The following is a 23,424-nucleotide window of genomic DNA, read 5'->3' on the forward strand; positions in this document are numbered from 1 at the left end:
TGACCGATATGCGGCTTCGCCCCGTGGGTCATCCCGGCGAAGCATCAGGGCTGCACCAGCGGTTTCTCCCGGTGTTTTTTGCCAGATACAAGAACGCATCAGCGGCCTTGATCAGCATGGCCGGGGTCACGTCCTCGGTGCTTGGCCGGCAGGTGGTGATGCCCGCGCTGGCGGTGACCAGGCCCAAGGGATGGTCGCCGTGTTCGATGTTCAGCGCCCTGATGGACTCCAGAATCTCTTGTGCGATCGTGGCGGCCCCCGCGCTGTGGGTGTCGGGCAGCAAAATGGTGAATTCTTCACCCCCGTAGCGCACCGCCAGGTCGCCGGGCCGTTTGATCGCTTGCTGGATCGCCCCCGCGATCGCGCGCAGACAGTCGTCCCCGGCAGCATGGCCGTATTTGTCGTTGTAGCGTTTGAAGTAATCGACATCAAGCATGATCAAGGCCAAGGAGGCGTGCTGACGCTTGGCCCGGCGAATCTCATCGGCCAATGCAATGTCCAGCCGTCTGCGGTTGCCCAAACCGGTCAGGCTGTCGGTCAGTGCCATGTCCCGCATGGTTTGGTGGGCGCTGCGAATCTGTTTCTCCATGGTCATTCTGTAGCGCAACTGGCTCAACACGATCAGCCCGAAGCCGACGAGTATCACGATCAGGAATATCAGTACGAAGCCGGTCTTGAGCAGATCGTGACGCCAGGGGGTGATGATCGATTCGCGAGACAATCCGGCCTCGACCACCAGCGGATAAGTGGTCAAGGCTCGGTAGCCATAAATGCGTTCAGTGCCGTCGACGACGGCCCTGGCCTCGGCGACGCCCTGATTGGAGTTGGGCAAGTGATCACGGAAGATCACGCTATTGACCAGGCTCTTGCCGACCACCGAGGCGACGAAGGGCCGCCGGACCAGAATCGTGCCATCTCGAAGGGCCAGGACCAGGGCTCCCTTGTCGTCGATCTTGAAGTCGCCGTAGTAGTCCACGAAATAGCTGACCTTGACCGTTCCCAGCAACACACCGGCGAACGAGCCGTCAGGATTGTTCAAGCGGCGGGAGATGGGGATGATCAGGTCATTGGTGGATCGGCTCCTGATCACTTCGCCGATCCGCACGTTTCGGTCCTCGTGGGTGCGGTGATACTGGAAGTAGTCGCGGTCGGCATTGTTCGCCGAGTCTGGCGTTGTTTGCTTGTCTGTCACTATCCACTGCCCGTCGGGGCCGTAGATAAACAAACCGTGCAACTGCGGCATGATGGCCGACTGTTGCACCAGCAGTTTATGGATGCGCGGGATGTCGATGTTCTGCAGGCCATCGCCTTCCACTCGCTCGCTGAGTGCGGCGGTCACCACGTCCACTTGCCGGATGGTGTCTTCGGCGTGCTGGGCCGTCGCTCGCGCCAGGTTTGTCACCGAATCGCGGGCCGAGGCAAAGGCAGAGCGATAGTCACGCCATGTTCTCCAGCCTTCAACGGCCAGGAACACCATCACCACCACCAGCATGAAAGTGATGGTGAGCCGCAGGGCAGCTCCTGCCCGCGCTACCTGAGGGGGAAAGGATTCGTCAGCACTTTCTTTCTTTAGCTGCGGCCGTTCACGTCCGAGCATTAACATTTCCTTCTACAGCAGCGCGACTGCGCATTATTAGGGCGCAGGCTACCTTATCCGATAACAGCACGTTAGCTGAAGGATTCGAGGCAGGCACAGATCGTCAAAGCACGGATGGATATAAAAGGCCATAACTCGCGAATCCACTCAAAAAAGCTGTACAAATCATACTTCATGTACAACTATTGAGCGACCTTCGGCAATCCAGTGATGTTTTTTCAATGGCAAGGTCGTTTGCGTTCAAGAAAAGCCTGAGCCGGTTCATGGCCTGCGTTTTGGTGCTTTACGCCAGTCAGGCTCTGTGCGACTGGCGTACGGTACTGCCTGACGCCCGTCTGGTGGGGCAAGCCGATTATTCCTGGTACGGGTTCGATCTCTACCAGGCCAGGTTATGGAGTGCGACCTTGCAACCCAGCCTGGAAACGCCGCTGGCACTTGAGCTGAATTACCGCCGCACGATCAGCAAGCAAACCTTGGTGCAAGCGAGCATCGAGGAGATGCGCCGAATCGCGGGTAAATCCCTGGACCCAGTACAGCTCGACAGCTGGAGCGATGACATGCGGCGGTCCTTCGTCGACGTCAGGCCAGGCAGTCAAATCACCGGGCTTTACCTGCCCGGCAAGGGTTGCCGCTTTTATGTCGACGGGCGCTTGACCCATGAAGTCGCCGACTCATCGTTCGCTCGAAGTTTCTTCGCCATCTGGCTCGATCCCCGCACCCGGCATCCGGAGTTGCGGCAACAGCTGCTGGGGCTCAATAACGCGCGCGTAGGGGGGCAAACACCATGACTCGGCTAATGGTTGGACTGCTTTTAATGATGAGTTTGACCAGTTGCGGGAACGTGAATGTCGATCGTTATGCCGACCAGCAACCGCAGCTGGATCTGGTGCGCTTCTTCAGTCAGCCAATCAAGGCCTGGGGCATCTATCAAAAACGTTCCGGCGAGGTCATCAAGCGTTTCGAGGTTGAGATATTGAGTCACCGTGAAGGTGAACAGCTGATTCTCGATGAGCGCTTTCTCTACAGTGATGGCAGCCGACAACGGCGCGTATGGACGCTGACCCCCGATGGCCCGGGGCTCTGGCGCGGTCGCGCCGACGATGTGATCGGCGAGGCGCGGGGAGAGGTGGCCGGCAACGCGCTGCGCTGGCGCTATCGATTGAACCTGCCAGTAGACGGATCGACTTACGAAGTGACTTTTGACGACTGGATGTACTTGATGGACGAAGACACGATGATCAACCGCTCGAGCATGAGCAAGTTTGGCGTCGAGTTGGGCCAGGTCACGCTGTTTTTCCGTCGTCAGGGCGGGGGCGCGCCATGAACCTGCAAACCCTGATCGAGCTGGCCATCGAAGGCCGGGTACACGAGCTGGAGTTATGGTCGCTGGAGGGCGGTATCTACGTGTTGCGTGCGCGACTGGACCGCGGGTTTCGTACGTTGCTCGACGACTCCGGACGAACATTGCATTTGCGATCCACCACCCATTTGCGTGAGTTGCTGCGTGACGCGCCGCGGTTACCCTGCATGTTGGTACAGCATGTCGTTCACGACGAAATGTGTGGCCAGCGCGAGGGGCCGATAGAGCCTTTGCGTGTGCCACTTTTTCTGGATGAACCTTGGTAATAATGTTCGCCTGGCGCGGGTTCTGACCTCAGTGGGGATCAGTCAGGCGCAACGCCAACGGCAGCCAGAGTGCCCACAGGGGCGCCAACACCAGAGCGGTTCCCACGATGCCAAGCGGCAGCGCAACGCCGGCCAGTGGAGCGCCTGCGCAATAGGCCAGCGGACCGCCGACCATGCCCACCAACGCACCGCGCCAAACAGGCTGTACGGCCCAGGCCAGGCTGTGCCGCAAGCTTGTGGCAAACACCAGCCAGAGCAGCGCAAGCCAGAGGGGCAGGGCGGTCTGAGCGAATCCGAACAGACCCAGCACACCCAGGCTCCAGTCCAGCACCATGCCGCACAGCCCCACGCGCATCACTGCACGCAACTCGGCCCGGGGCTGTGGACAGAAGCTCAGGTGAGCCAGCAATCCTGCCGCCACAGCCAGGAGCCACCAGGCATTCTGTGCGCCCAGTACACAACCCCACCAGCCCAACTGGACCCAGAGTGCGTTGACGATCAGGCCCGCGCGACTCATCAAGCCTCCCGCCGCTCCAGCAAAGAGAGCTGACGCGCCCCGGGAGCGGCAAAGAGCAGTTGCGCGACGCCGATGGCACGCTCCTGGAATCCGCCTTCGCAGTAACACAGGTAGAACTCCCACAGGCGTTGGAAGGTTTCGTCGTAACCCAGCTCCAGCAGCGCTTGGCGTGATTGCCGGAAGTTCTCGTGCCAGTGCTTCAGCGTGCGGGCGTAGTGCGCGCCGAAGTCTTCCAGGTGCAGCAGGTTGAGCGGTGTTTGACGGCTGGCGGTGTTTAGCAGAACGGACAACGATGGCAGCGCGCCGCCGGGAAAAATATGCCGCTGGATGAAGTCCACCGAGCGGCGTGCCTGCTCATAACGCTGGTCGCGAATGGTGATGGCTTGCAGCAACATCAGGCCGTCATCCTTGAGCAGAGCGCAGCAGCGTCGGAAGTATTCGGGTAAATAGCGATGACCGACAGCTTCGATCATTTCGATCGAGACCAGCTTGTCGTAGCGCCCCTCCAGATCGCGATAGTCCTTGCACAGCACCTCAATGCGCTGCTGCAGACCCAGTGCCTCAACGCGCCGGCAGGTATGGGCGTACTGCTCGTGCGACAACGTTGTGGTGGTCACCTTGCAGCCATATTGGCTGGCAGCATAAATCGCCAGGCTGCCCCAGCCGGTGCCGATTTCCAGTAGGTGGTCGCCGGGGCGCAGGTCGAGCTTGCGACAGATGCGTTCGAGCTTGTTGAGCTGGGCTTCTTCCAGGCTTTGTTCGGGGCTTTCGAACATGGCGGCCGAGTACATCATGGTGGGATCGAGCAAACGCTCGAACAAGTCATTGCCCAAGTCGTAATGGGCAATGATGTTGCGCCGAGAGCCGCGCCGGCTGTTACGGTTGAGCCAGTGCAGCCAACGCAGCACCGGGCGGCCGAGGCGAGCCAGACCACTGTCCATCGCATCGAGCACGTCCAGGTTGGCGACGAACACGCGGGTCACCGCCGTCAGGTCGTTGCTGCGCCAGTACCCCTGGATATAGGCCTCACCGGCGCCGATCGAACCGTTACTGGCGAGCATGCCCCAGACGGCGTCGTCAAGAATTTCGACTTCGGCCTGCAGAGCACTGGCCGGATCGCCGAAGTTTAGCGATTCCCCATCGAGCAGCAGGCGCAAGTGGCCTTGGCGCAGGTGTCGTAATTGGCCGAGAACGACTTGCTTGAAGACGCCGCCGTTGAACAGGCGAAAGCTGCCGGCCTTAGTAACGCTCAGGGTGGGTTCGGGCATGGTCGGGGTCCTTGTGGGCGGTTTCGCCGACGCTCAGGCCGTTTTGGCTGGCCTGATGGTCGTGCAGGGGCGTGCGTTTGAAGAGCAGGCGCAGGGCCTGCCAGTAAATGGCGCTCAAGGTGCGCAGGCTCATCCACGGGAAGGCCAGGAAGTGACGACGCACAGCCGCGGCATCGAGAGGTTGGCGCTTGAGCGCAAGGTCGGCCTCGAACACCTTGCTGCCATCGCGCCAGTTCTCCATATGCACCCGGATATGTGAGTCCGCGATCAGAAAGCGCATGCGGTAGTCCATGTCCCGAGGCAGGAACGGTGATACATGGAACGCCTTGGCCACCCGGAACGCATGGGGTTCACCGGGGCTTACCGGCAACACATAGTGATAGCGCTCGCGCCATGGGGTGTTGCGGACCTCACAGAGAATGGCCGCCAGACGCCCATCGGTTTCGTGGCAGAAATAGAAACTCACCGGATTGAAGGACAGCCCCCAACTGCGCGGTTGGGTCAGCAGCTGGATTGCGCCTTGGGGCGCGGTGCCCAGGGCCTGGGCAAGCAATTCGCGCACCGCGTCGAGCAAGGGGACGCCCAGACGTGTGCGAGCGGGCAGGTAATCGCGCTCGCGCCAGCACAGCGGTGCCAAGGGCCACCCTCGCAGCAGGCGGGACAGGCCCAGCACCTGGCTTTGTTCGGCGAGGTCCAGATAAAGCATGCCGATGGGGTATCGGAATCCATGGGCGCGGGGTGAATAGCGGCGATGGTCGATCCAGCCGCGGCACAGGCTGCTATTCAAAGGTATTCTCCAAAATGCCCGGCCACATCCAGCCCACTGACCACACCGTCTTCGTGGAAACCATTGGCCCAATAGGCGCCGCAGAAATAACTGTGCTGACGCCCTTGCAGATCACCCTGGCGAGCCTGGGCGGCGACGCCGGCGAGGCTGTATTGCGGATGCGCATACTCGAAGCGAGCCAGGACTTTGGCCGGATCCACCACGTCACTCTGATTGAGGCTCACGCAGAAGGTCACCGGGGCGTCCAGACCCTGGAGGATGTTCATGTTGTAGGTCAGCGCAGCAGGCGCTCGCACCGAACCACCCAGTCGGTAATTCCAACTCGCCCAAGCCTGGCGGCGCTGCGGCAAGACACCGGTGTCGGTATGCAGCAGTACTTCGTTGCTGGCGTAGGCCAGGGCACTGAGCACCTCACGCTCCGCTTTGCTTGGCGTTTCAAGCAGCGCCAGGGCCTGGTCGCTGTGGCAGGCAAACACCACTTTGTCGAAACGCTCAAGTCCCGCCGCGCTGAGTATGTTCACGCCTGTCGCGTCGCGGCTCACGCGCTGCACCGGGCAGTTGAGCCGGATATGCTGGCGAAAGTGCGCGCATAACGGGTCGATATAACCCCGCGAGCCGCCCTCGATCACTCGCCATTGTGGGCGTCGGTTGACCGATAGCAGGCCGTGGTTATGGCAGAAGCGCACGAAGAACTGCAGCGGAAACTCCAGCATTCCGGCAGGCGACATCGACCAGATCGCCGAGCCCATGGGCACGATGTAGTGGTCGATGAACCGTTGTCCATAATTGTGGACATGCAGGTAATCGCCCAGCCGGGTGGTGCTGTCGATGCGCTGCGCCTTCAAGTCGGCCGTGGCCTGCCGGTTGAATCTGAGGATGTCCTGCAACATGCCCCAGAAGCTCGGCGACAGCAGGTTGCGTCGTCGGGCGAAAAGGCTGCGCAGGGTATGCCCCTTGTACTCCTGGCCGGTGGCCGGGTCATGCACCGAAAAGCTCATCTCAGTGGCACGGGAAGTCACGCCCAACTGGTCCAGCAAACGGATGAAGTTCGGGTAGGTCCAGTCGTTGTAGACAATGAAACCGGTGTCCACCCCATAGCGCTGACCTTGCCAATCCACGTCCACAGTGTGGGTGTGGCCGCCGATCCGGTCGTCGGCTTCGAACAGGGTGATCTGGTGCTGGCGAGCCAACAGGTATGCGCATGTCAGCCCCGATATGCCGCTGCCGATGATTGCGATGCGCATGTTTCAAGACTCCTGGGAAGAGCGTGCCAGACGCCGGCCAAGGGCCAGGCGCCAACGGGCGGGCAAGCGTCCGAGCGAACGCAGGACGAAGGTGAAAAACCATGGGAAAGCGATGTCCAGCGGTCGCGCGGGCAGGCGCTGGGCGATATGCCGCGCTGCGCGCTGGGCCGACCAGCGCATGGGCATCGGAAAGTCATTGCGGCGGGTCAGCGGGGTGTCGACGAAACCGGGGCTTACCAAGGTGACATCGATACCCTCGGCGGCCAGATCGATGCGCAACGACTCAAACAAATAGCGCAGCGCCGCCTTGGACGCGCCATACGCGCCGGCACGCGGCAAAGCCAGCCAGGTCACTGCGCTGCACACCCCCACCAAATGCGGGCGTTGGCCTCTGCGCAGCAAGGGCAGGGCGGCTTCCAGGCAGTGGCTGGTACCCAGCAGGTTGGTGGTCAGTACCCGTTCGACCAGTCGCGTGTCGAAGTGCCCCGGCTCCAGGTATTCGCAGGTTCCGGCATTGAGAATCACCAGGTCCAGCGCCCCCCATCGAGCGTCGATGGTCCGGCAGATATCGGCCACTTGGGCTGGATCGGTCAGGTCTCCCGGCAGCACCAGGACCTGATCCTCATAGCGAGTCGCTAACGCTTGAAGGGGTGCGACCTGGCGCGCACTCAGCGCCAGACGGTGTCCTTGCTCAAGAAGCTGCGAGGCCAATGCTGCACCGATACCGCTACTGGCGCCGGTCAACCAGATGCGACTCATGCCAGCCTCCGCTTCAGCCAGCCGATCACCGAGCCAAACAGTGGAAGGTGCTCGTAGAGCAGGGCACCCGCGTCGAAGAAGTCCTGGTGCAGGTAGACCCGTTCGTTCCAGCGCAAATAACTGCAGCCTTGCAGGGAGATAAGTGCGCCGCCGGCCAGACGTGGGTGGCTGTAATGCAGCGTCCAGCGTAGATAGCCCTCGCCGGGGCCAACCTCATCAAAGCCATGAAAGTCGTAGCGCACCTGATCGACGTTGGCATACATCTGCGCGAAGTAGTTGCGCAGGGCAGGCAGGCCTTCGATCCGATGCAATGGGTCCTGGAACTTAATGTCAGCGCTGTAGAGGGTATCGAGCTCGGCCAGGTGACTGGCGTCCAGCTCGGCGAAGGCGCGGGCAAAACGCTGGAGGTAGGCAGACATGTCAGGCTCCGAATTATTGTACAGGTAGTTATTCCTGTACAAGTTTTCGAAGCCTACTGCACGAATTGTACGTTTTAAAGTGTTTTGTATAGGTATTTGTAAATTTGTATAACTTTGCTGCTGAACGAGCCCGGTCATGATCGGGCTCGGCTGGTTCAGTGCAACGGCTGAATGTCAGTCAAGTGCGTTGCAGAAACCACGAATCGCTTCGCAGGCCTGGCGCAAAGACGCATCGTCCAGGGCGTAGGCGATACAGCAGTTTTTTCCTTGCCTGCAACAATAAAAACCCTCGTTTCGCAAATTCCCGCCTGCCGACAGAATCGCTTCGACACCTCTTGTCGATCGTCGCAAACGCAGAACTACAAAAAATCCAAACCCGAGGCGGCGTCATGCCGGCCTGAACCATCCCACTGCCGGAAGTGCACAGACATGCCCGTTGAGACCCTACAGATAGATACGCTTGTTATAGGCGCCGGCCAGGCCGGCGTGGCCATGAGTGAACATTTGAGCCGCCAGGGAGTGCCTCATCTTGTGGTGGAGCGCAACCGCATTGCCGAGGCCTGGCGCACCGCGCGTTGGGATTCGCTGGTGGCTAACGGCCCGGCCTGGCATGACCGCTTTCCGGGGCTGCAATTCCAGGGGCTCGACCCTGATGCCTTCGCCACCAAGGATCAAGTGGCCGATTACTTCCAAACCTATGCCAATACAATCAACGCACCGATCCGCACCGGTGTGGAAGTCAGGGAGGTACAGCGTAATGTCGGCCGCCCAGGCTTCAGCATTGAAACCAGCGAGGGCCCGATCGAGGCCATCCACGTGGTGGTCGCCACCGGGCCCTTTCAACGGCCGGTGATTCCACCTATCGCCGCGGATATGGCGCAAGTCACCCAGATGCACTCCGCCCAATACCGCAATCCCCGGCAGCTGGCCGAGGGCGCTGTACTGGTGGTCGGGGCGGGCTCGTCGGGGGTACAGATCGCCGATGAGTTACAGCGCGCTGGCAAGCAGGTCTACCTCTCGGTGGGCGCCCATGATCGCCCGCCTCGGGCCTATCGCAACCGGGATTTCTGCTGGTGGCTGGGTGTGCTCGGCGAGTGGGATGCGGAGGCCGTCCAGCCGGGCAGGGAGCATGTGACCATCGCCGTGAGCGGTGCCCGCGGCGGCTATACAGTGGACTTTCGCAGGCTGGCCCATGAGGGCATCACCCTGGTGGGCCTGACGAAGTCGTTCAACGGTAGCGTCGTGACGTTTGAACCCAACCTTGCCGAAAACATTGCCCGTGGCGATGAAAACTACCTGGCGCTGCTGGATGCCGCCGATGCCTACATTGCCCGCAATGGCCTGGACCTGCCGCCGGAGCCAGAAGCCCGCCGGCTGTTGCCTGACCCGCACTGCCTGACCCATCCGATCCTGGAACTGGATCTGGTGAACGCTGGGGTGACCACCGTGATCTGGGCCACCGGCTACTCGGTGGATTACAGCTGGCTGAAGGTCGACGCGCTGGACGCAAACGGCAAGCCACGGCACCAGCGGGGTGTTTCCAGCGAACCGGGTGTGTATTTCGTGGGTCTGCCCTGGCTGTCACGGCGCGGGTCGGCGTTCATCTGGGGCGTGTGGCACGACGCCCGGCATATCGCTGACCACATCGTGAAACAGCATACCTATCTCAACTATCGAGACGCTTCGCAGCGCCAGAACGACGACGTTCAAGCCCCGGCGCTCGATAGCGATTCGAACAGTTCGAAAACCAGCCTCATGGGAGTCCGTTGATGCCTACCCACACTCGCATCCGCATGTTCAACACCAAAGACACCTATCCCAACCAGACGCTGGACAACGACTTGTGCCAGGCCGTGCGCGCCGGCAATACCGTCTACGTGCGCGGTCAGGTTGGCACTGATTTCAACGGCCAGTTGGTAGGTCTGGGCGATCCGCGTGCCCAGGCTGAACAGGCCATGCGCAACGTCAAGCAATTGCTGGAAGAGGCCGGCAGCGACCTGAGCCACATCGTCAAGACCACCACTTACCTGATCGACCCGCGCTATCGCGAGCCGGTGTACCAGGAGGTGGGCAAATGGCTCAAAGGGGTGTTCCCGATTTCCACCGGGCTGGTGGTCAGCGCCCTCGGCCAGCCGCAATGGCTGATGGAAATCGACGTGATAGCAGTGATCCCCGAATAAGGAGAGTGGAGCATGACTTTTTCCATTGTCGGGCGCTGCGCCGAGACGGGCCAGTTGGGCATCGCCATCAGTTCCTCGAGTATTGCCGTCGGCGCCCGTTGCCCCTGGTTGCGGGCCGGTGTCGGCGCGGTGTCGAGCCAGAACATCACGCTGCCGGCCCTGGGTCCGCAGATCCTCGACGAACTGGCCGGCGGCCTGGCCGCCCAAGAGGCTATCGACCGCGCCCTGGCGCGCAATGGCTACAGCCAGTACCGCCAGGTGGCGGTGGTGGATGCCCACGGGGGCACGGCGATTTTCAGCGGCAGCCACGCCTTGGGCACCCATCGCGCGCTGGCCGGTGAGCAATGCGTGGCGGCCGGCAATCTGCTGGCCAGTGTGGACGTGATCGACGCCATGGTTGCCGCATTCGAACACAGCGAAGGTTGCCTTGCCGCGCGCCTGCTGAGTGCGTTGCAGGCCGGGCAGAGCGCAGGTGGTGAAGCCGGAGCGGTGCATTCTGCGGCGCTGTCGGTGGTGGATGAACTCACCTGGCCGATCGTCGATTTGCGTGTCGACTGGGCCGAGGAAAACCCCATTGGTGAGCTGGAAAAACTGTGGCTGGCCTATCAACCGCAACTGCAGGACTACCTGACCCGCGCCCTCGATCCGACCCTGGCCCCCAGCTACGGAGTGCCGGGTGATGAGTGAGCTGCGCAGCCGCGCACTGCTCGCCAGCCTCGTGGGCTTTGCCACGGTCAGTCGCGAGTCGAACCTGGCGCTGATCGAGTTCGTGCGTGGCTACCTCCACGATCTGGGCGTGAGTTGCGAACTGATCTACAACCCCGAGCGGACCAAGGCCAACCTGTTGGCGAGCATCGGCCCAGCGGTGCCCGGTGGAGTCGTGCTGTCCGGTCATACCGATGTAGTGCCGGTGGACGGACAGCACTGGACGGTCGATCCGTTTTGCCTGAGCGAGGTCGGCGGCAAGCTGTACGGCCGGGGCACCGCCGACATGAAAGGCTATTTGGCTTCAGTGCTGGCGGCGGTGCCGATGTTCCTCGCCAGCCCGCTTCGCCGGCCCGTGCATCTGGCGTTCTCCTATGACGAAGAGGTCGGTTGCCTGGGCGTGCGCAGTCTGCTGCAAGTGCTGGCGCAACGCATTCCCCAGCCTGCGTTGTGCCTGATCGGCGAGCCCACCCAACTCCAACCGGTGTTGGGCCACAAGGGCAAGTTGGCGATGCGTTGCCATGTCAAAGGGGCGGCCTGTCATTCGGCCTATGCGCCCTACGGGGTGAACGCCATCGAGCAGGCAGTGCGCCTGATCGGTCGGTTGGGGGAGATCGGCGCGAATCTGGCCGAACCTTCACAGCACGATGCGCGCTTCGATCCGGCGTACTCCACGGTGCAGGTGGGCGTGATCCAGGGCGGTACCGCGTTGAACATCGTCCCGGCCGATTGCCGCTTCGATTTCGAAGTGCGCGCCTTGCCGGATTTCGCCCCAGAAGTCGTCGTCGAGCAATTGCGCGATTACGCCGAGCAGGCGTTGCTGCCGGCGATGCGGGCCGTGCAGGGCGACACCGCGATCCGGTTTGAACCACTGTCCGCCTACCCGGGCCTGGCAACCCGACCTGACAGCGCCGCTGCGCGTCTGGTGGCCGAGCTGTGCGGCAGTGATGCCTTCAGCACCGTGGCATTCGGCACCGAAGGCGGCCTGTTTGATCAGGCCGGAATCCCGGCGGTGGTCTGCGGCCCCGGCAGCATGGATCAGGGGCACAAAGCCGATGAATACGTGAGCGTTGAACAGATGGCGGCCTGCGACCGATTGATGGATCGCCTGGCGAGCCATCTCAGCGAACCCAACGACTTCTGAGACAAGGAATTTGCGGTGAACGATTTCAATGTTTGGAAAACCCGGGCCGCGCAACTGCGCCTGAAGGATAACGCCCTGATTGACGGCCTGCCTCGTGAGGCCGGCACTCTGGGCCGGATGATCATGGCCCCGGCGCTGGTAGCCAGCCATGCCGACATCAACGAACTGGTCGACAAGACCCGTATTGCTGTAGATCGCACCGCCCGCGCTTACGGTCGCCTCTGAGTCCCGTCGCCGGCTCGTGCGGGCGAGCCGGCCTTTCGAGGAACCGCTTCATGTCCAGATCCTTGCGTTGCAATATCGCGTGTGCCCTGGTGCTGCTGAGTAGCAGCGTCCTGGCCGCGCCACAGAGCCTCACCGTGATCTCCTTTGGTGGCGCCACCAAGCAGGCCCAGGACAAGGCCTACTTCCAACCCTTCAACGCCAGCGGTGCAGGAAGCATTGTCGCCGGCGAATACAATGGCGAGTTATCGAAGATCAAGGCCATGGTCGCGGCCGGCCACACCAGTTGGGATGTGGTCGAAGTCGAAAGCCCCGAGCTGTTGCGCGGTTGTGAGGAGGGCCTGTTCGAAAGGCTCGATCTGAGCGCCTTGGGTGATCCGGCGAATTTTGTGCCGGGAACACTCACCGAATGTGGCGTGGCCACGTATGTCTGGTCGATGGTCCTGGCCTATGACCAGAGCAAGTTGGCCAAGGCCCCCAAGTCCTGGGCGGATTTCTGGAACGTCACCGAATACCCGGGCAAACGCGGGTTGCGCAAGGGAGCCAAGTACACCCTGGAAATTGCCTTGCTGGCCGACGGGGTCGAGGCGCAGGAGTTGTACAAGGTGCTCAACACCCCCGAAGGCGTGTCGCGGGCGTTCGCCAAGCTGGATCAGATCAAGCCGAACATCCAGTGGTGGGAGGCCGGTGCGCAACCGGCACAGTGGCTAGTGGCGGGGGACGTGGCGATGAGCGCTGCCTACAACGGTCGCATCGCTTCGGCGCAAAAGGAAGGCATGAAGCTGAGTATCGTCTGGCCGCAAAGCCTGTATGACCCGGAGTACTGGGCGGTGGTCAAGGGCACGCCGAACAAGGTCCTGGCCGAGCAATTCATTGCCTTTGCCAGCCAGCCGCAGGCGCAGAAGGTGTTCTCGGAAAACATCCCTTATGGGCCGGTGCATCGCAAGGCGCTGGCGTTGTTGCCTGGAGCGGTCCAAGAGCAGTTGCCTACCGCCGAGGCCAACCTGGCCGAAGCCCGGGCCGTGGATGCCGAGTTCTGGGTTGACCATGGTGAGGAACTGGAGCAGCGCTTCAACGCCTGGGCCGCTCGCTAGTCACAACGTTCCATATCAATGGCTGGCTCAGGCCAGCCATTGTTTGAACTGCTCTTTGCAGTAATCCACGAACAACTGCGCAGGTTTGGTCAGGTGCGCGCGCTTGAGCCATCCTGCCACCAGGGCCGAACCGGTGACGTCCTCGGCGATGTTGACGCACACCACTTGCTGCCCATCGTAGGTGCAGGTGGAATGTGGCCGGGTTACCAGCAGCGCAAAGCCGAACGATTGCCCGACCATGCCGCGCACCATTTCGATCGAGGGTGAGCTGAATACAATGTTCGGTGTCAGGCCCAACTCCTCGAATATGCTCACGAAATAGGTCCGGCTGGGTTGCACGTCCAACAGAATCATCGGCTCCAGCGCCAGATCGCGCAGGGACACCTGAGCCTGGCTGGCAAAGCGGTGCTCCGCCGGCAGCAGCGCGTAAGGTCGTTGCGGCGCCATCAGCGCCTCGGTCTCGATGGTGCCGTCGAGGTCGTGCTCATAAAAAATCGCCAGATCAAAACGGCCCCCCGTCAAACCTTGCACCAGTTCCTGTTGCTCGCCGTCCTGTAGACGGATCTCCACGCCGGGGTAACGCTGGCGAAAACCGGCGATCAATCGTGGCAAGTACAGGGGCGCGACAGTCTCGAAACAGCCAATGTCGATCTGACCGCTGACCACGTCGTTGTCGGCCAGCGCGTTCTGCTCGAACTCTCGCGCCATGCGCAGCAGTTCCTGGGCTTTGCGATAGAAGCGAGCGCCGCTGGGGGTTAGCGACACACCCTGGGCGTGGTGACGGATGAGCAACTGCACGCCGAAACTGTCTTCCAGCCCTTTGACGGCGGTCGCAATCGAGGGCTGGGCGATGTACAGCTTGCGGGAGGCTTCGGCGACGCTGCCACATTCGACGGTGGTGACGAAGTACTTCAGCTGACGCAAGGAATAGGACGCCACGGCACACCTCGATCCGGATGATTTTTGCCTACCTTACCTTGTGCACAGAGGGCAGTGGGCGGGCATTGCGACGGATTTTACTGGGCAGTGACGATATTCAGACTGGCTTGGGGACGAGCGCCTGAAAAAAAACGCCTGCCCAAGCATCATCGGCAGGCGTCTGGGAAAGACCGGCGCAGAAAGGAGGGACTGGCCGGGGTCGGAAACGGACTCAGGCCACCGGGATCAACGGGTCGGCGGCGGCCAGTGCGGTCGCGCGATCAGCCGCGGGCGGATAGATCCACACGGTGTTGATCTGGGTCTTGAGCTCCTTGGCTTCCTGCCCGACCAACTTGAGCTGGCGATCCCAACCCTCGGTATACACCGCGCCCCAGGCACCCAGGTCCAGACAGGTCACGTACTTGGGTTGGCTGTAGGCCATCGGCGCGACGCCCAACAAGTCGGCCGCGACGTTGTTGCCGGCATAGCGGCCCAGGGCGATGGCGTGCTGGCAGGACATGGCCGCGTAGTTACCCAGGGTGTCGGTGGCGGCATAGGCCACGTCGCCGGTGGCAAATATGTCGTTCTGGCCCAGGACTTTCAGGTTGGCATCGACGTGCAGGCGACCCTGGCGATCGCGAGTGCCGGGTATCTGTTGGGTCAACGGACTGGCGCGGAACCCCACGGTCCAGATCACAGTATGGGACTCGATACGCTGGCCGCTCGACAGGGTGACGCCACCGGCATCCACCGATTCGACCGAGTCGTTGACGATCCAGTCGATACCCAGATGCTCGGACGCTTGGACAATGGACGGACGAATGCCGTCGCCCAACGCTGCGCCGATCTGCGACCCGCGATCCACCACGATGACCCGGATGTTAGCGTCTTCACCCAGGACCGCGCGCAGGCGTGCCGGCATTTCGGTGGCGGTTTCGATCCCGGTAAAGCCTCCGCCGGCCACCACCACGGTGTTGCGGGCCGGGCTGTCCGGAAGATTTTTCAGGGACTTGATATGGGCTTCGAGGCGGGTTGCCTGTTCGATTTCATCAACGTCGAAGGCATGCTCGATCATGCCTTCAAGGTCTGGGCGGACCAGTTGGCTGCCCGCCGCGAGCACCAGGCGGTCGTAGACCAGGCTGCCCTCGGTGCCGAACACATCCACGTAGCCAACCTGTTTGTTGTCGACATCGATACGGCTCGCCGAACCTTGTACGAATTTCACGCCCACCGCGTCGAACAGGCCACCCAGTGGGGCGGCCATGGTGTGGACGTCCGGCTCATAGAAACGAGGACGGATGCGCAGCTCAGCCTGGGGGGCCAGGACGCTGATCTGCACGTCATTACGATCGTGTTGGTCCAGCAGCCGGGCGGCGCTCAATGCACTCCAGACCCCGCCGAAACCTGCGCCAACAACCAGAATATGTTGTTTCATGATGAGCTCCCGAAGACAAAATCGATACGTTGAATTGTTTAACTGTTTCAGCGTGACCGTGTCGCGAACTACTCCAAAAGCGCCTGGCTGCAATGAGTTGCCATCGAGCACATTCAATTTCAGTTCGCTGTAGGGAAGCTTATTGGCAGGGCCTGTGTTTAACACTTCTACATAAGGTCATCCGGCCTATGCCTGGGTAGGGGGGATCTATACAAAGGTATGAGGTCGCGACGATGGCGCGGCATCAGGAAGGCCGGCCAACTACCGATTCGATGCAGGCGATCAATTGAGCGCAGTCGAAGGGCTTCGGGAAAAACGCCACCGGCTCGGGCGCCCCGGCGCTGACACGGGGTGGCACGCCAGGGTATCCGCTAATGAAAATGATCGGGATATGAATGCCCAGGGTCGACAGTCGATCGTACATCTGAATACCGGTCATGCCAGGCATTTGAATATCCGATATCAGGCACGCTGTGTTTTCAAGTTCACAAGAAGATAAAAAGTCCAAGGCGCCCGCGTATGTTGTAACCCGATATCCGTGGGAACGTAACAAGCCATCCAGTGCAATTCGAACTGACTCGTCATCATCAACAATTGAAATAGTTGCGGTATTGGACATGTCGATACCTGGGGTGATATCAGGTAGCCATAAAGGCGCCTGTATCACTGCAAGATACGCCGTCCAATAGTCCCGCCAAGTATACGTGTGTATGAACTTTCTACTGCTCGCCGCGCCATTCCAGCACCTGGGCCATGCGGACCAGATCGGCAAACGAGCCTGCGCACATTTTGCGCATGGCTTGGCCGCGGTGAATCTTGACCGTGATTTCGCTCAAGCCCAGTTCCCCGGCGATCTGCTTGTTCATCAGGCCTGACGCCGCCAGCGCCATGACCTGTTGCTCGCGCGGGGTCAATGTAGTGTAACGGTCAAGCACCTGCTGATGGCTGCGTTCGGCGTCGCGTCGCCGACAGTCCTGTTGATGGGCGGCGGTCACGGCGTCGATCAGGTCTTGTTCGCGAAACGGCTTGGCGAGGAAATCCACGGCACCGGCCTTCATCGCCCGCACGGTCATGGCGATGTCACCGTGGCCGGTCATGAACACGATGGGCAGATGGACGTTGGCCGCGACCAGCGCCCGTTGGCACTCCAGGCCGCTGGTGCCTTGCAGCCGTACATCCAGAACCAGGCAACTGGGCAGGTCGGGCCTGGAATGGTTCATGAACTGTGCGACCGAATCGAACAGATGCACCTGCAGGCCGATGGAGCGCAGGAGGCTGCCGAGGGCTTGGCGCAGCGGTGCGTCGTCGTCAACGATATAAACGATGGGCTCGTTGCCGAGGACCGGTTTCGTGGGCTGCATGGCGTTCATTGCCCGCTCCCCGATACAGCGGTGCAAGTGAGCCGCGGCAGCGCGAATCTGAATGAGGTGCCTTGGCCGGCCTCGCTGGTCGCCCAGATCCTGCCGTCATGGAAGTCGATGATGGACCGGCAGATGGAAAGGCCCATGCCCAGGCCGTTTTCCTTGGTGGTAAAAAACGCATTGAACAAGGACGGCAGGACCTCGGGGGCAATGCCGGTTCCGTGGTCAGTCAGCTCCAGCAGCACTTCGTCATCCTCCATCCAGGTGCGTATGTGCAGGGTTCGTTCGTGTACCTTGACTGCGTCCATGGCGTGACAGGCATTGATGATCAGGTTGATGATCACTTGCTGCAGTTGCACCCGGTCTGCGCTGACCTGGCTGTCGGTCGCTGCCAGCTCCACCTTCGCCCGGACTTTATGATGAGCCAGTTGCTGCTGGACCAGGTTCAGGGTCTCGCGGACGATGTCGTCCAGCGGCTCGGGCTGGCGCACCGGGTCGCATTTGCGCGACAGCGCTCTGATACCGCTGATGACCTCGCTGGCGCGACAGCCGTTGGCGACGATTCGGTCGAGGCAATCCAGGGCTTCCCCGAGATCGGGCTCCGGACGTTTGAGCCAGCGGCGGCAGGCCTCGCCACTGCTGGTGATGGCCGTCAGTGGCTGATTGACCTCGTGGGCGATGGACGCGGCCATTTCCCCCAGGGAGGTCAAGCGCGTGACGTGGGCCAATTGGCTCTGGGCGCGGAACAATGCGTCTTCGGCCTGCTTGCTGGCAGTGACGTCCATGAGCGCGCCCAAGTACTGGAAACGGCCATGCTGGACGAGCAGGGGGCTGGCGATCATGTGGATGTGCTTGATGCGCCCATCAGGCATCAGCAGGCGCAGCTTGACCTCGATCTGCGGTTCACCAGCGGCGGCCTGTTGGAAAACCCCGCGTGCCAACTCCAGGTCTTCAGGGTGAGTGCGCGCCAGCATCATCGACACCGTCGGTGTCTTGCTGGGCGAGTACTCGAAAATCCGTGCCGACTCCTGCGACCAGGTCAACGCTTGGCGATCGCCGCGAAAGCCCACGCTGCCGGTCTGGCTCAGGCGCTGGGCGCCGATCAGATAAGCCTCGTTGTGCCGCAGGCTGTCGGAAGCCTGCTTGCTGCGCAGCGCCAGGAACGCAATGGCGGACAATGCGGTCAGGCAGCGAAAGAAACCGGTGGTCGATTCCCAGCGGTGATAGCCGCCGTTGTACAAGAACATCGCGGTGAGCAAGCCCATGCACATCAGCGCGACGGTGATCACCAGATTGATGGAGAACAGGTTGGCCGCCATCAATAACAAGGTGATGTACAGCAGGGTCGGCGCCAGGTCGGAATGGGTCTCGGAGTTGATGATGACAATCCCGCAAGCCACCACCAGGCCTACCAGCCAGCCGAGGGCGTTGACCAGCGGATGGGTACTGATTCCCATCGACAGTCGCGGCCCCTTCTGGCATGGGGCGTATCGCAGGCTGTCATAGACGTTCTTGAGCATCGCGGAGGGTAGGGGCACGCTGGCAGACCTTTTGTTTTTACGTGGTCTCGCTCTGGGATGTCGGGGGACAGAGCATCGGTTCGTATCTTAGAAGCGCCGCTTGGGCTGAGGTAGGACATAAAACCCTGAAATTCCGCCAGGCCGTGCCAATACTTTATTTGTGGCGAGGAGATTTATCCCCGCTGGGCTGCGCAGGGGCCCCCAAACCAGGCAACTCGGTGTGCCAGGAAGATTGAGTTCACTGCTTTAGGGCTGCTGCGCAGCCCAACGGGGATAAATCCCCTCGCCACAAAGGCAGTGTTCGCCACAGGGCTTGGTATATACCGAAGTATCGATGAAGCCGCCCAAAGGGTGGGTGGAGTGTCCCCACGTACAACAGACACTGGCTTGCCTCGGGGATTACGCTTTCAACACCTCGTCGCCGTAGGCCTTGATGGAGGACGCAGGCGATGATCTTGTCCACTCCTGACTCAATGGCCTGGCGCCTGGGGCGACGACGATGATGAACAGAAATGACCTGCGTCGTGCTGACATCAATTTGCTGGTGGTCTTCGAAACCATGATGCACGAGCGAAACGTGACCCGCGTCAGCGAAAAGCTGTTCCTCGGCCAGCCAACGATCAGCAGTGCCCTGGCACGCCTGCGGTTGATGTTCGATGATCCCTTGTTCATCCGTTCGGGGCGGTTGATGGAACCGACCTCCCGGGCGCGGGAAATCTTCTCCAATCTATCACCGGCGCTGGACAGCATCGCCGCAGCCTTGAGCCGCTGCCAGGCGTTCGAGCCAGCCACCAGCGAGGCGACCTTCCATATCGGCCTTTGCGATGACGTCGAGTACGCACTGCTGCCGGAGTTGTTGCGGCGCCTGCGGGTCGAGGCACCGGGCACCACCTTGGTGGTGCGCCGGGCCGATCAATGGCAGGTGTCCCAGCTGTTGACCAGCGGCGAGATATCCCTGGGCATCAGCCCGACCCTGGAGCTGCCGGCCAATGCCCGGCGCAAGACGCTGCGGCCGATTCGACCGATGCTGCTGCGCGCCGATTCGCAGCCCGGCGAACTGACCCTGGATGAATTCTGCCGTCGGCCCCATGCCGTCGTGTCGTCCATGGGCAATGTCATCGATGATTCGGACCGGGCGTTATGCCTGATGGGCCGACAGCGCCGGGTGGTGTTGACCGTGCCGCAGTTCAGCGCCTTGCCCGTGCTGTTGGCCGGGAGCGACATGATTGCTATCGTGCCGGATTACGTTGCCCTGGCGATGGCCGTGCTGGCTGGCATGCGGGCTCAAGCGGCCCCGATCTGTTTGCCCCAGCACGAGCTTTCCATGGTCTGGCGCGGTGCTTCGCACAATGATCCGGGGGAGCGTTGGCTGCGCTCCCGTTGCAGCGCACTCCTGGCTGAGCAGGGCGACTCGCAGGCGCGATCCTGGAAAGTGGCCTGACAGGCCAGTAGCGCAAGTTTCGCGCTTAACGGGAAAACCGGCTGCGATACTCGCGGGGGGAAATCGACAGGTGACGCTGAAATGTGTGACGCATTCGTTCCTCGTCACCGAAACCGCAGGCGCGGGCGATCTGGTCGATGTTGCGCTGAGAGTCTTCCAGCATTCGCCGCGCCGCCTCAAGGCGGAACATCTCGATGGCTTTGGCCGGGGTGCGGCCGGTCTGGCGTTTGTAGACCCGGGCAAAATTGCGCGGGCTCATCCTGGCCTCGCGGGCCAGTCGCTCGACGGTGAGGTTGTTGTCGTCCAGATGTGCGCAAATCCACACGTGCAGTTCATCGAAGCCGGCGCTCTCCTGCATCTGCAATTGCAACAGTTGGCTGAACTGCGCCTGACCGCCGGGGCGTTTGAGAAACACTACCAGCTCACGGGCCACCTGCAGGGCCACGTCGCGACCGCAATCGGCTTCGACCAATGCCAGGGCCATGTCGATGCCCGCGCTGACACCGGCCGAGGTCCAGACGTTGTCCTGCTGGATGAAGATCGCATCAAGATCCACCTCAACCGACGGGAAACCACTCTTGAGCATCTCGCACATGGCCCAATGGGTGGCGGCCCGGCGTCCGTCCAGCAAGCCGGCCTGGGCCATGAGGAAAGTGCCGCTGCACACCGATGCGGTGCGCCTGGCCTGGACCGAGGCAATGCGCAGCCATTGCACCAGATCGACACAGTCGATCATCGCCTGCCGAATGTCCGGTGCGCCGGGGACAATCAGCGTATCGATGAGCGTCCCGTCGAGCTCCCGCAGGGCACGGGTATCCACGACCAGGCCTTCGGCGCTTTGCATCAATCCGCCTGCCAGACTGGCGGTGTGCATGGCGTAGCCGGGCAGGCCGCGTTCGGTCATGGCCTTGGTGGCGGCCCAGAACACTGTTTGGGCGCCGGTCAGGTCCAGCAAGCCCATCTGCGGATAGGCCAGGAATACCAGGGTGCGCGGTTGGGAAATGGACTCGGCGGCGAGGCCGACATCCAGGGTCATCTCGTTCATGATCGTTTCGCGCGGGGTGTTTGTCAGGGCCGGTGAAAGAGTCTATCCGTTTTCGGCACAATTGAACGAATGGCCTACCCAGCGGAATGGAACTTGCCTGAGCTTTGATCCATAAGCCCTGGAATCATCAAAGGTCGGGTCAATGAACAATGACAACATGGCGCAACCAGCGGTCTCGTCGGAGGGACTGCCGATGCTGCCGATCAATCGGTTCCGCACCACAGACATCGACGAGCACGCCCGGAACATGGGCGGTTGGCAGGTTTGCTACGACCAGTTGACCCCCGGGCGCTTCGACGGCGAGTTGATCGAGTTCCGCTCGGAGTGGATGCAACTGGTGCGCGACCGCTCTAATCAGGCTCTGACCAAGCAAGGCACGGCCTGGGAGGGCGCCATCACCTTCAGCGTGCCGCTGAGTGCGGACGGGCCGGTCTTTTGCTCCGGGCACCCGATTGTCGAGCCCAGCCTGTTGGTCGCCCGTGGGCATAACCTGCCCGAGCTGCGCACGCCCCAACATCTGGATCTGCTCGGTGTCGCCATCGACGAGCAGGCGTTGGAGCATGTGCTGGAACGTCAAGGCAGCCGCTTTCGAATTACCGATCTTCCCAAGTGTTACCGTCTCGGCAACTCGACGCTGCCCGCCGAGCTTGCGGCGTTATTCGATGAGCTTGAAGGGGGCGAGCAGGGGCGTGACTCGTTGCTGGGTTACGAGTCGATTCGTCGTGGCCTGCGTGACACGGTGATGCTGCACATACTGGAACTGGTGGCACCGGACGAGGCACCGCCGCTCAATCCCACGGCGCGCAAGCGCATGGTCGACCGCGCCCGGGAGTACGCCTTGGCCCATGTCGATGAGCCGCTGTCGATCCTCGACCTGTGCAACCACATCGGGGCCAGCCGACGCAAACTGCAGTATTGCTTCCAGGAAACCCTGGGTATCAATCCGGTGGCCTATTTACGGGCGTTGCGCCTCAATGCCGTGCGTCGTGAACTGCGCAACGGGGATCAGGCCCTGGGCGTCCAGGAGGTGGCGGCACGCTGGGGCTTCTGGCACTTGAGCCGCTTTTCCAGCGATTATCGGGTGCTGTTCGGCGAGACACCTTCCCAAACCCTGCGTCGCACGCATCTGTGCTGAAAACGGATAACGGCTGACCGGCCGGCTCCCTAGGATGACCCCAACACCACAGGGTTGGAGGGGCATTCGATGAATCAAAATAAAAAAGCAAACGCCTGGCGCTGTACTTGGTTGACCTTGGGGCTGATCGGTATGGGGGGCGCTGCCCATGGCACCGAAAACGGCGCGCCGACCACGGCGGTCGGGGTCTATGATTTCGGCGCGGGCATGATGCCGCCGGCCACGCCCTTTGGCACCGTCGGCCTGCGCACCGCGTTCTATTCGGCCAACGTGCAGAAGGACCGCCACGGCAAGTCCGTGGACAACAATTTCTCTCTGGATGTGCTGTCCATCGGCGTCGCCTATATGCGCATGACCGATTACACCGTGCTGGGCGCCAAATATGGCTTCGGCGCCGTGGTGCCGTTCTTCCAGATGGACGCTTCGGTACAGGTGCAGACGCCTATCGGTCCGCTGGACCTTGCGGCCGATCCGTTTCGCATGGCCGACATCCAGTTGTTGCCGCTGATCCTGCAGTGGACCCTATCGCCCAACCTGTTCGTCAACACCCAGTTCCAGATCCAGGCACCGACTGGCGACTATGACAAGAACCGGCTGATTTCACCGGGGCTCAACCACTGGACCTTTTCGCCGATCCTCAACGCCACTTACATCTCCGACAGCGGCTTCGAAGTGTCTTCCAGTTTCGAAGTCGACATCAACACACGCAACCCGGCCACTGACTACAAGAGCGGCGTCGAGTACCGCCACGAATTCGCGGTGGGCCAGCACGTCGGGCCCTGGACCGTGGGCGTGGGCGGGTATTACTACCGCCAGTTCAGCGATGACGATGCGCCAGGGCTGCAATCGGGCAATCGCGCCCGGGTGATGGCCGTCGGGCCGGCGGTGAGCTACTTCAAGCCCGGTATGCCGCCGGTATGGCTGCACGTCTACAAGGAGTTCGACGCGCGTAACCGTGCCGAGGGCTACACCACGGCACTGCGCATTTCTCACAGTTTCTAAAGGGG

24 protein-coding genes and 1 pseudogene are annotated in these 23,424 nt (G+C 61.6%); 12 read left to right on the forward strand and 13 right to left on the reverse strand.

Translation table 11 applies throughout. The features are described 5' to 3' along the window. Nucleotides 1–28 precede the first annotated feature (28 nt). Complete coding sequence (locus tag HQ912_RS14280) at nt 29–1,597, reverse strand: sensor domain-containing diguanylate cyclase (protein WP_173406927.1); 1,569 nt, start codon at nt 1,595–1,597, stop codon at nt 29–31. A 221-nt stretch (nt 1,598–1,818) separates the two neighbouring features. On the opposite strand from HQ912_RS14280, the gene HQ912_RS14285 reads away from it, so the two are divergent. From HQ912_RS14285 to HQ912_RS14295, 3 genes are read left to right on the forward strand one after another with little or no spacing between them, the layout of a single operon-like run. Further along, nucleotides 1,819–2,385, forward strand: coding sequence for a chalcone isomerase family protein (locus tag HQ912_RS14285; protein WP_047229156.1), 567 nt, complete (start codon nt 1,819–1,821; stop codon nt 2,383–2,385). Continuing rightward, the gene (locus tag HQ912_RS14290) at nt 2,382–2,921 is read left to right on the forward strand and encodes a DUF3833 domain-containing protein (protein ID WP_047229155.1); all 540 of its coding nucleotides are present in this window, start codon (nt 2,382–2,384) and stop codon (nt 2,919–2,921) included. Before HQ912_RS14285 ends, HQ912_RS14290 begins: the two co-directional genes overlap by 4 nt. Beyond that, the gene (locus tag HQ912_RS14295) at nt 2,918–3,223 is read left to right on the forward strand and encodes a DUF6482 family protein (protein ID WP_047229154.1); all 306 of its coding nucleotides are present in this window, start codon (nt 2,918–2,920) and stop codon (nt 3,221–3,223) included. The genes HQ912_RS14290 and HQ912_RS14295 overlap by 4 nt, the downstream gene beginning before the upstream one ends. A 28-nt stretch (nt 3,224–3,251) precedes the next feature. Here HQ912_RS14295 and HQ912_RS14300 read toward each other — a convergent pair whose 3' ends face one another. The 6 genes from HQ912_RS14300 to HQ912_RS14325 are packed head-to-tail and all read right to left on the reverse strand — an operon-like array spanning nt 3,252 to nt 8,217. Beyond that, a complete protein-coding gene (locus HQ912_RS14300; RefSeq protein WP_173406928.1) occupies nt 3,252–3,740 on the reverse strand; it encodes a DUF2878 domain-containing protein in 489 nt (162 codons plus the stop codon). Beyond that, complete coding sequence (locus tag HQ912_RS14305; RefSeq protein ID WP_139050018.1) at nt 3,740–5,008, reverse strand: SAM-dependent methyltransferase; 1,269 nt, start codon at nt 5,006–5,008, stop codon at nt 3,740–3,742. The genes HQ912_RS14300 and HQ912_RS14305 overlap by 1 nt, the downstream gene beginning before the upstream one ends. Beyond that, a complete protein-coding gene (locus HQ912_RS14310; RefSeq protein ID WP_160892345.1) occupies nt 4,980–5,795 on the reverse strand; it encodes a DUF1365 domain-containing protein in 816 nt (271 codons plus the stop codon). The genes HQ912_RS14305 and HQ912_RS14310 overlap by 29 nt, the downstream gene beginning before the upstream one ends. Continuing rightward, on the reverse strand, nt 5,792–7,039 hold the full coding sequence (locus tag HQ912_RS14315; protein ID WP_173406929.1) for an NAD(P)/FAD-dependent oxidoreductase: 1,248 nt from the start codon (nt 7,037–7,039) through the stop codon (nt 5,792–5,794). The genes HQ912_RS14310 and HQ912_RS14315 overlap by 4 nt, the downstream gene beginning before the upstream one ends. A 3-nt stretch (nt 7,040–7,042) precedes the next feature. Then, the gene (locus tag HQ912_RS14320; RefSeq protein ID WP_173406930.1) at nt 7,043–7,798 is read right to left on the reverse strand and encodes an SDR family NAD(P)-dependent oxidoreductase; all 756 of its coding nucleotides are present in this window, start codon (nt 7,796–7,798) and stop codon (nt 7,043–7,045) included. Then, on the reverse strand, nt 7,795–8,217 hold the full coding sequence (locus HQ912_RS14325) for a nuclear transport factor 2 family protein (RefSeq protein WP_047229149.1): 423 nt from the start codon (nt 8,215–8,217) through the stop codon (nt 7,795–7,797). The genes HQ912_RS14320 and HQ912_RS14325 overlap by 4 nt, the downstream gene beginning before the upstream one ends. A gap of 429 nt (nt 8,218–8,646) precedes the next feature. On the opposite strand from HQ912_RS14325, the gene HQ912_RS14330 reads away from it, so the two are divergent. The 6 genes and pseudogenes from HQ912_RS14330 to HQ912_RS14355 all read left to right on the forward strand — a co-directional run bounded on the left by HQ912_RS14330 (nt 8,647) and on the right by HQ912_RS14355 (nt 13,562). Next, complete coding sequence (locus HQ912_RS14330) at nt 8,647–9,987, forward strand: flavin-containing monooxygenase (protein WP_107322439.1); 1,341 nt, start codon at nt 8,647–8,649, stop codon at nt 9,985–9,987. Next, nucleotides 9,987–10,397: a RidA family protein gene (locus HQ912_RS14335; RefSeq protein ID WP_003201555.1), complete on the forward strand. Its 411-nt coding sequence runs from the start codon at nt 9,987–9,989 to the stop codon at nt 10,395–10,397. Before HQ912_RS14330 ends, HQ912_RS14335 begins: the two co-directional genes overlap by 1 nt. A gap of 12 nt (nt 10,398–10,409) precedes the next feature. Beyond that, nucleotides 10,410–11,084, forward strand: coding sequence for a DUF1028 domain-containing protein (locus HQ912_RS14340; RefSeq protein ID WP_107322440.1), 675 nt, complete (start codon nt 10,410–10,412; stop codon nt 11,082–11,084). Next, the gene (gene argE, locus HQ912_RS14345; RefSeq protein ID WP_076384553.1) at nt 11,077–12,246 is read left to right on the forward strand and encodes an acetylornithine deacetylase; all 1,170 of its coding nucleotides are present in this window, start codon (nt 11,077–11,079) and stop codon (nt 12,244–12,246) included. Before HQ912_RS14340 ends, argE begins: the two co-directional genes overlap by 8 nt. Nucleotides 12,247–12,348: 102 nt before the next feature. Further along, nucleotides 12,349–12,471 (forward strand): annotated as a pseudogene (locus tag HQ912_RS27820) (hypothetical protein); the annotation flags it as partial. Nucleotides 12,472–12,521: 50 nt separating this feature from the next. Beyond that, entirely contained in the window at nt 12,522–13,562 is a 1,041-nt protein-coding gene (locus tag HQ912_RS14355; RefSeq protein WP_139050023.1) for an ABC transporter substrate-binding protein, read from the forward strand. Nucleotides 13,563–13,589: 27 nt separating this feature from the next. Here the strand turns inward: HQ912_RS14355 and HQ912_RS14360 are convergent, their stop codons facing one another. The 5 genes from HQ912_RS14360 to HQ912_RS14380 all read right to left on the reverse strand — a co-directional run bounded on the left by HQ912_RS14360 (nt 13,590) and on the right by HQ912_RS14380 (nt 18,733). Continuing rightward, nucleotides 13,590–14,501, reverse strand: a complete 912-nt coding sequence (locus tag HQ912_RS14360) for a LysR substrate-binding domain-containing protein (protein ID WP_107322443.1) — start codon at nt 14,499–14,501, stop codon at nt 13,590–13,592. A 211-nt stretch (nt 14,502–14,712) separates the two neighbouring features. Then, nucleotides 14,713–15,915, reverse strand: a complete 1,203-nt coding sequence (locus HQ912_RS14365; RefSeq protein ID WP_107322444.1) for an NAD(P)/FAD-dependent oxidoreductase — start codon at nt 15,913–15,915, stop codon at nt 14,713–14,715. 244 nt (nt 15,916–16,159) lie between these two features. Then, nucleotides 16,160–16,534, reverse strand: a complete 375-nt coding sequence (locus HQ912_RS14370) for a response regulator transcription factor (protein WP_139050024.1) — start codon at nt 16,532–16,534, stop codon at nt 16,160–16,162. Nucleotides 16,535–16,634: 100 nt separating this feature from the next. Continuing rightward, nucleotides 16,635–17,285: a response regulator transcription factor gene (locus HQ912_RS14375; protein ID WP_139050025.1), complete on the reverse strand. Its 651-nt coding sequence runs from the start codon at nt 17,283–17,285 to the stop codon at nt 16,635–16,637. Next, nucleotides 17,282–18,733, reverse strand: coding sequence for a sensor histidine kinase (locus tag HQ912_RS14380; RefSeq protein WP_173407541.1), 1,452 nt, complete (start codon nt 18,731–18,733; stop codon nt 17,282–17,284). Before HQ912_RS14380 ends, HQ912_RS14375 begins: the two co-directional genes overlap by 4 nt. Before the next feature lie 562 nt (nt 18,734–19,295). Here HQ912_RS14380 and HQ912_RS14385 point away from each other — a divergent pair. After that, nucleotides 19,296–20,237, forward strand: a complete 942-nt coding sequence (locus HQ912_RS14385; protein ID WP_076384563.1) for a LysR substrate-binding domain-containing protein — start codon at nt 19,296–19,298, stop codon at nt 20,235–20,237. Between the two features lie 25 nt (nt 20,238–20,262). On the opposite strand, the gene HQ912_RS14390 is transcribed toward HQ912_RS14385, so the two are convergent. After that, entirely contained in the window at nt 20,263–21,273 is a 1,011-nt protein-coding gene (locus tag HQ912_RS14390) for a GlxA family transcriptional regulator (RefSeq protein ID WP_047229184.1), read from the reverse strand. Nucleotides 21,274–21,424: 151 nt separating this feature from the next. Between HQ912_RS14390 and HQ912_RS14395 the strand changes: the two genes are divergently transcribed. After that, complete coding sequence (locus tag HQ912_RS14395; protein ID WP_076384565.1) at nt 21,425–22,417, forward strand: helix-turn-helix domain-containing protein; 993 nt, start codon at nt 21,425–21,427, stop codon at nt 22,415–22,417. Between the two features lie 69 nt (nt 22,418–22,486). Continuing rightward, nucleotides 22,487–23,419, forward strand: coding sequence for a transporter (locus HQ912_RS14400; protein WP_076384567.1), 933 nt, complete (start codon nt 22,487–22,489; stop codon nt 23,417–23,419). Nucleotides 23,420–23,424 lie beyond the last annotated feature (5 nt).

This window comes from Pseudomonas sp. MPDS, from assembly GCF_013283895.1.
Taxonomy (GTDB): Bacteria; Pseudomonadota; Gammaproteobacteria; order Pseudomonadales; family Pseudomonadaceae; genus Aquipseudomonas; species Aquipseudomonas rhizophila.

What these genes read in the sequence shown, in the direction of transcription:
- HQ912_RS14280 (WP_173406927.1), bottom strand. Translation starts at nt 1,597, where the DNA reads ATGCTCGGACGTGAACGGCCGCAGCTAAAGAAAGAAAGTGCTGACGAA.
- HQ912_RS14285 (WP_047229156.1), top strand. Translation starts at nt 1,819, where the DNA reads ATGGCAAGGTCGTTTGCGTTCAAGAAAAGCCTGAGCCGGTTCATGGCC.
- HQ912_RS14290 (WP_047229155.1), top strand. Translation starts at nt 2,382, where the DNA reads ATGACTCGGCTAATGGTTGGACTGCTTTTAATGATGAGTTTGACCAGT.
- HQ912_RS14295 (WP_047229154.1), top strand. Translation starts at nt 2,918, where the DNA reads ATGAACCTGCAAACCCTGATCGAGCTGGCCATCGAAGGCCGGGTACAC.
- HQ912_RS14300 (WP_173406928.1), bottom strand. Translation starts at nt 3,740, where the DNA reads ATGAGTCGCGCGGGCCTGATCGTCAACGCACTCTGGGTCCAGTTGGGC.
- HQ912_RS14305 (WP_139050018.1), bottom strand. Translation starts at nt 5,008, where the DNA reads ATGCCCGAACCCACCCTGAGCGTTACTAAGGCCGGCAGCTTTCGCCTG.
- HQ912_RS14315 (WP_173406929.1), bottom strand. Translation starts at nt 7,039, where the DNA reads ATGCGCATCGCAATCATCGGCAGCGGCATATCGGGGCTGACATGCGCA.
- HQ912_RS14320 (WP_173406930.1), bottom strand. Translation starts at nt 7,798, where the DNA reads ATGAGTCGCATCTGGTTGACCGGCGCCAGTAGCGGTATCGGTGCAGCA.
- HQ912_RS14325 (WP_047229149.1), bottom strand. Translation starts at nt 8,217, where the DNA reads ATGTCTGCCTACCTCCAGCGTTTTGCCCGCGCCTTCGCCGAGCTGGAC.
- HQ912_RS14330 (WP_107322439.1), top strand. Translation starts at nt 8,647, where the DNA reads ATGCCCGTTGAGACCCTACAGATAGATACGCTTGTTATAGGCGCCGGC.
- HQ912_RS14335 (WP_003201555.1), top strand. Translation starts at nt 9,987, where the DNA reads ATGCCTACCCACACTCGCATCCGCATGTTCAACACCAAAGACACCTAT.
- HQ912_RS14340 (WP_107322440.1), top strand. Translation starts at nt 10,410, where the DNA reads ATGACTTTTTCCATTGTCGGGCGCTGCGCCGAGACGGGCCAGTTGGGC.
- argE (WP_076384553.1), top strand. Translation starts at nt 11,077, where the DNA reads ATGAGTGAGCTGCGCAGCCGCGCACTGCTCGCCAGCCTCGTGGGCTTT.
- HQ912_RS14355 (WP_139050023.1), top strand. Translation starts at nt 12,522, where the DNA reads ATGTCCAGATCCTTGCGTTGCAATATCGCGTGTGCCCTGGTGCTGCTG.
- HQ912_RS14365 (WP_107322444.1), bottom strand. Translation starts at nt 15,915, where the DNA reads ATGAAACAACATATTCTGGTTGTTGGCGCAGGTTTCGGCGGGGTCTGG.
- HQ912_RS14370 (WP_139050024.1), bottom strand. Translation starts at nt 16,534, where the DNA reads ATGTCCAATACCGCAACTATTTCAATTGTTGATGATGACGAGTCAGTT.
- HQ912_RS14375 (WP_139050025.1), bottom strand. Translation starts at nt 17,285, where the DNA reads ATGAACGCCATGCAGCCCACGAAACCGGTCCTCGGCAACGAGCCCATC.
- HQ912_RS14380 (WP_173407541.1), bottom strand. Translation starts at nt 18,733, where the DNA reads ATGGGAATCAGTACCCATCCGCTGGTCAACGCCCTCGGCTGGCTGGTA.
- HQ912_RS14385 (WP_076384563.1), top strand. Translation starts at nt 19,296, where the DNA reads ATGATGAACAGAAATGACCTGCGTCGTGCTGACATCAATTTGCTGGTG.
- HQ912_RS14390 (WP_047229184.1), bottom strand. Translation starts at nt 21,273, where the DNA reads ATGACCCTGGATGTCGGCCTCGCCGCCGAGTCCATTTCCCAACCGCGC.
- HQ912_RS14395 (WP_076384565.1), top strand. Translation starts at nt 21,425, where the DNA reads ATGAACAATGACAACATGGCGCAACCAGCGGTCTCGTCGGAGGGACTG.
- HQ912_RS14400 (WP_076384567.1), top strand. Translation starts at nt 22,487, where the DNA reads ATGAATCAAAATAAAAAAGCAAACGCCTGGCGCTGTACTTGGTTGACC.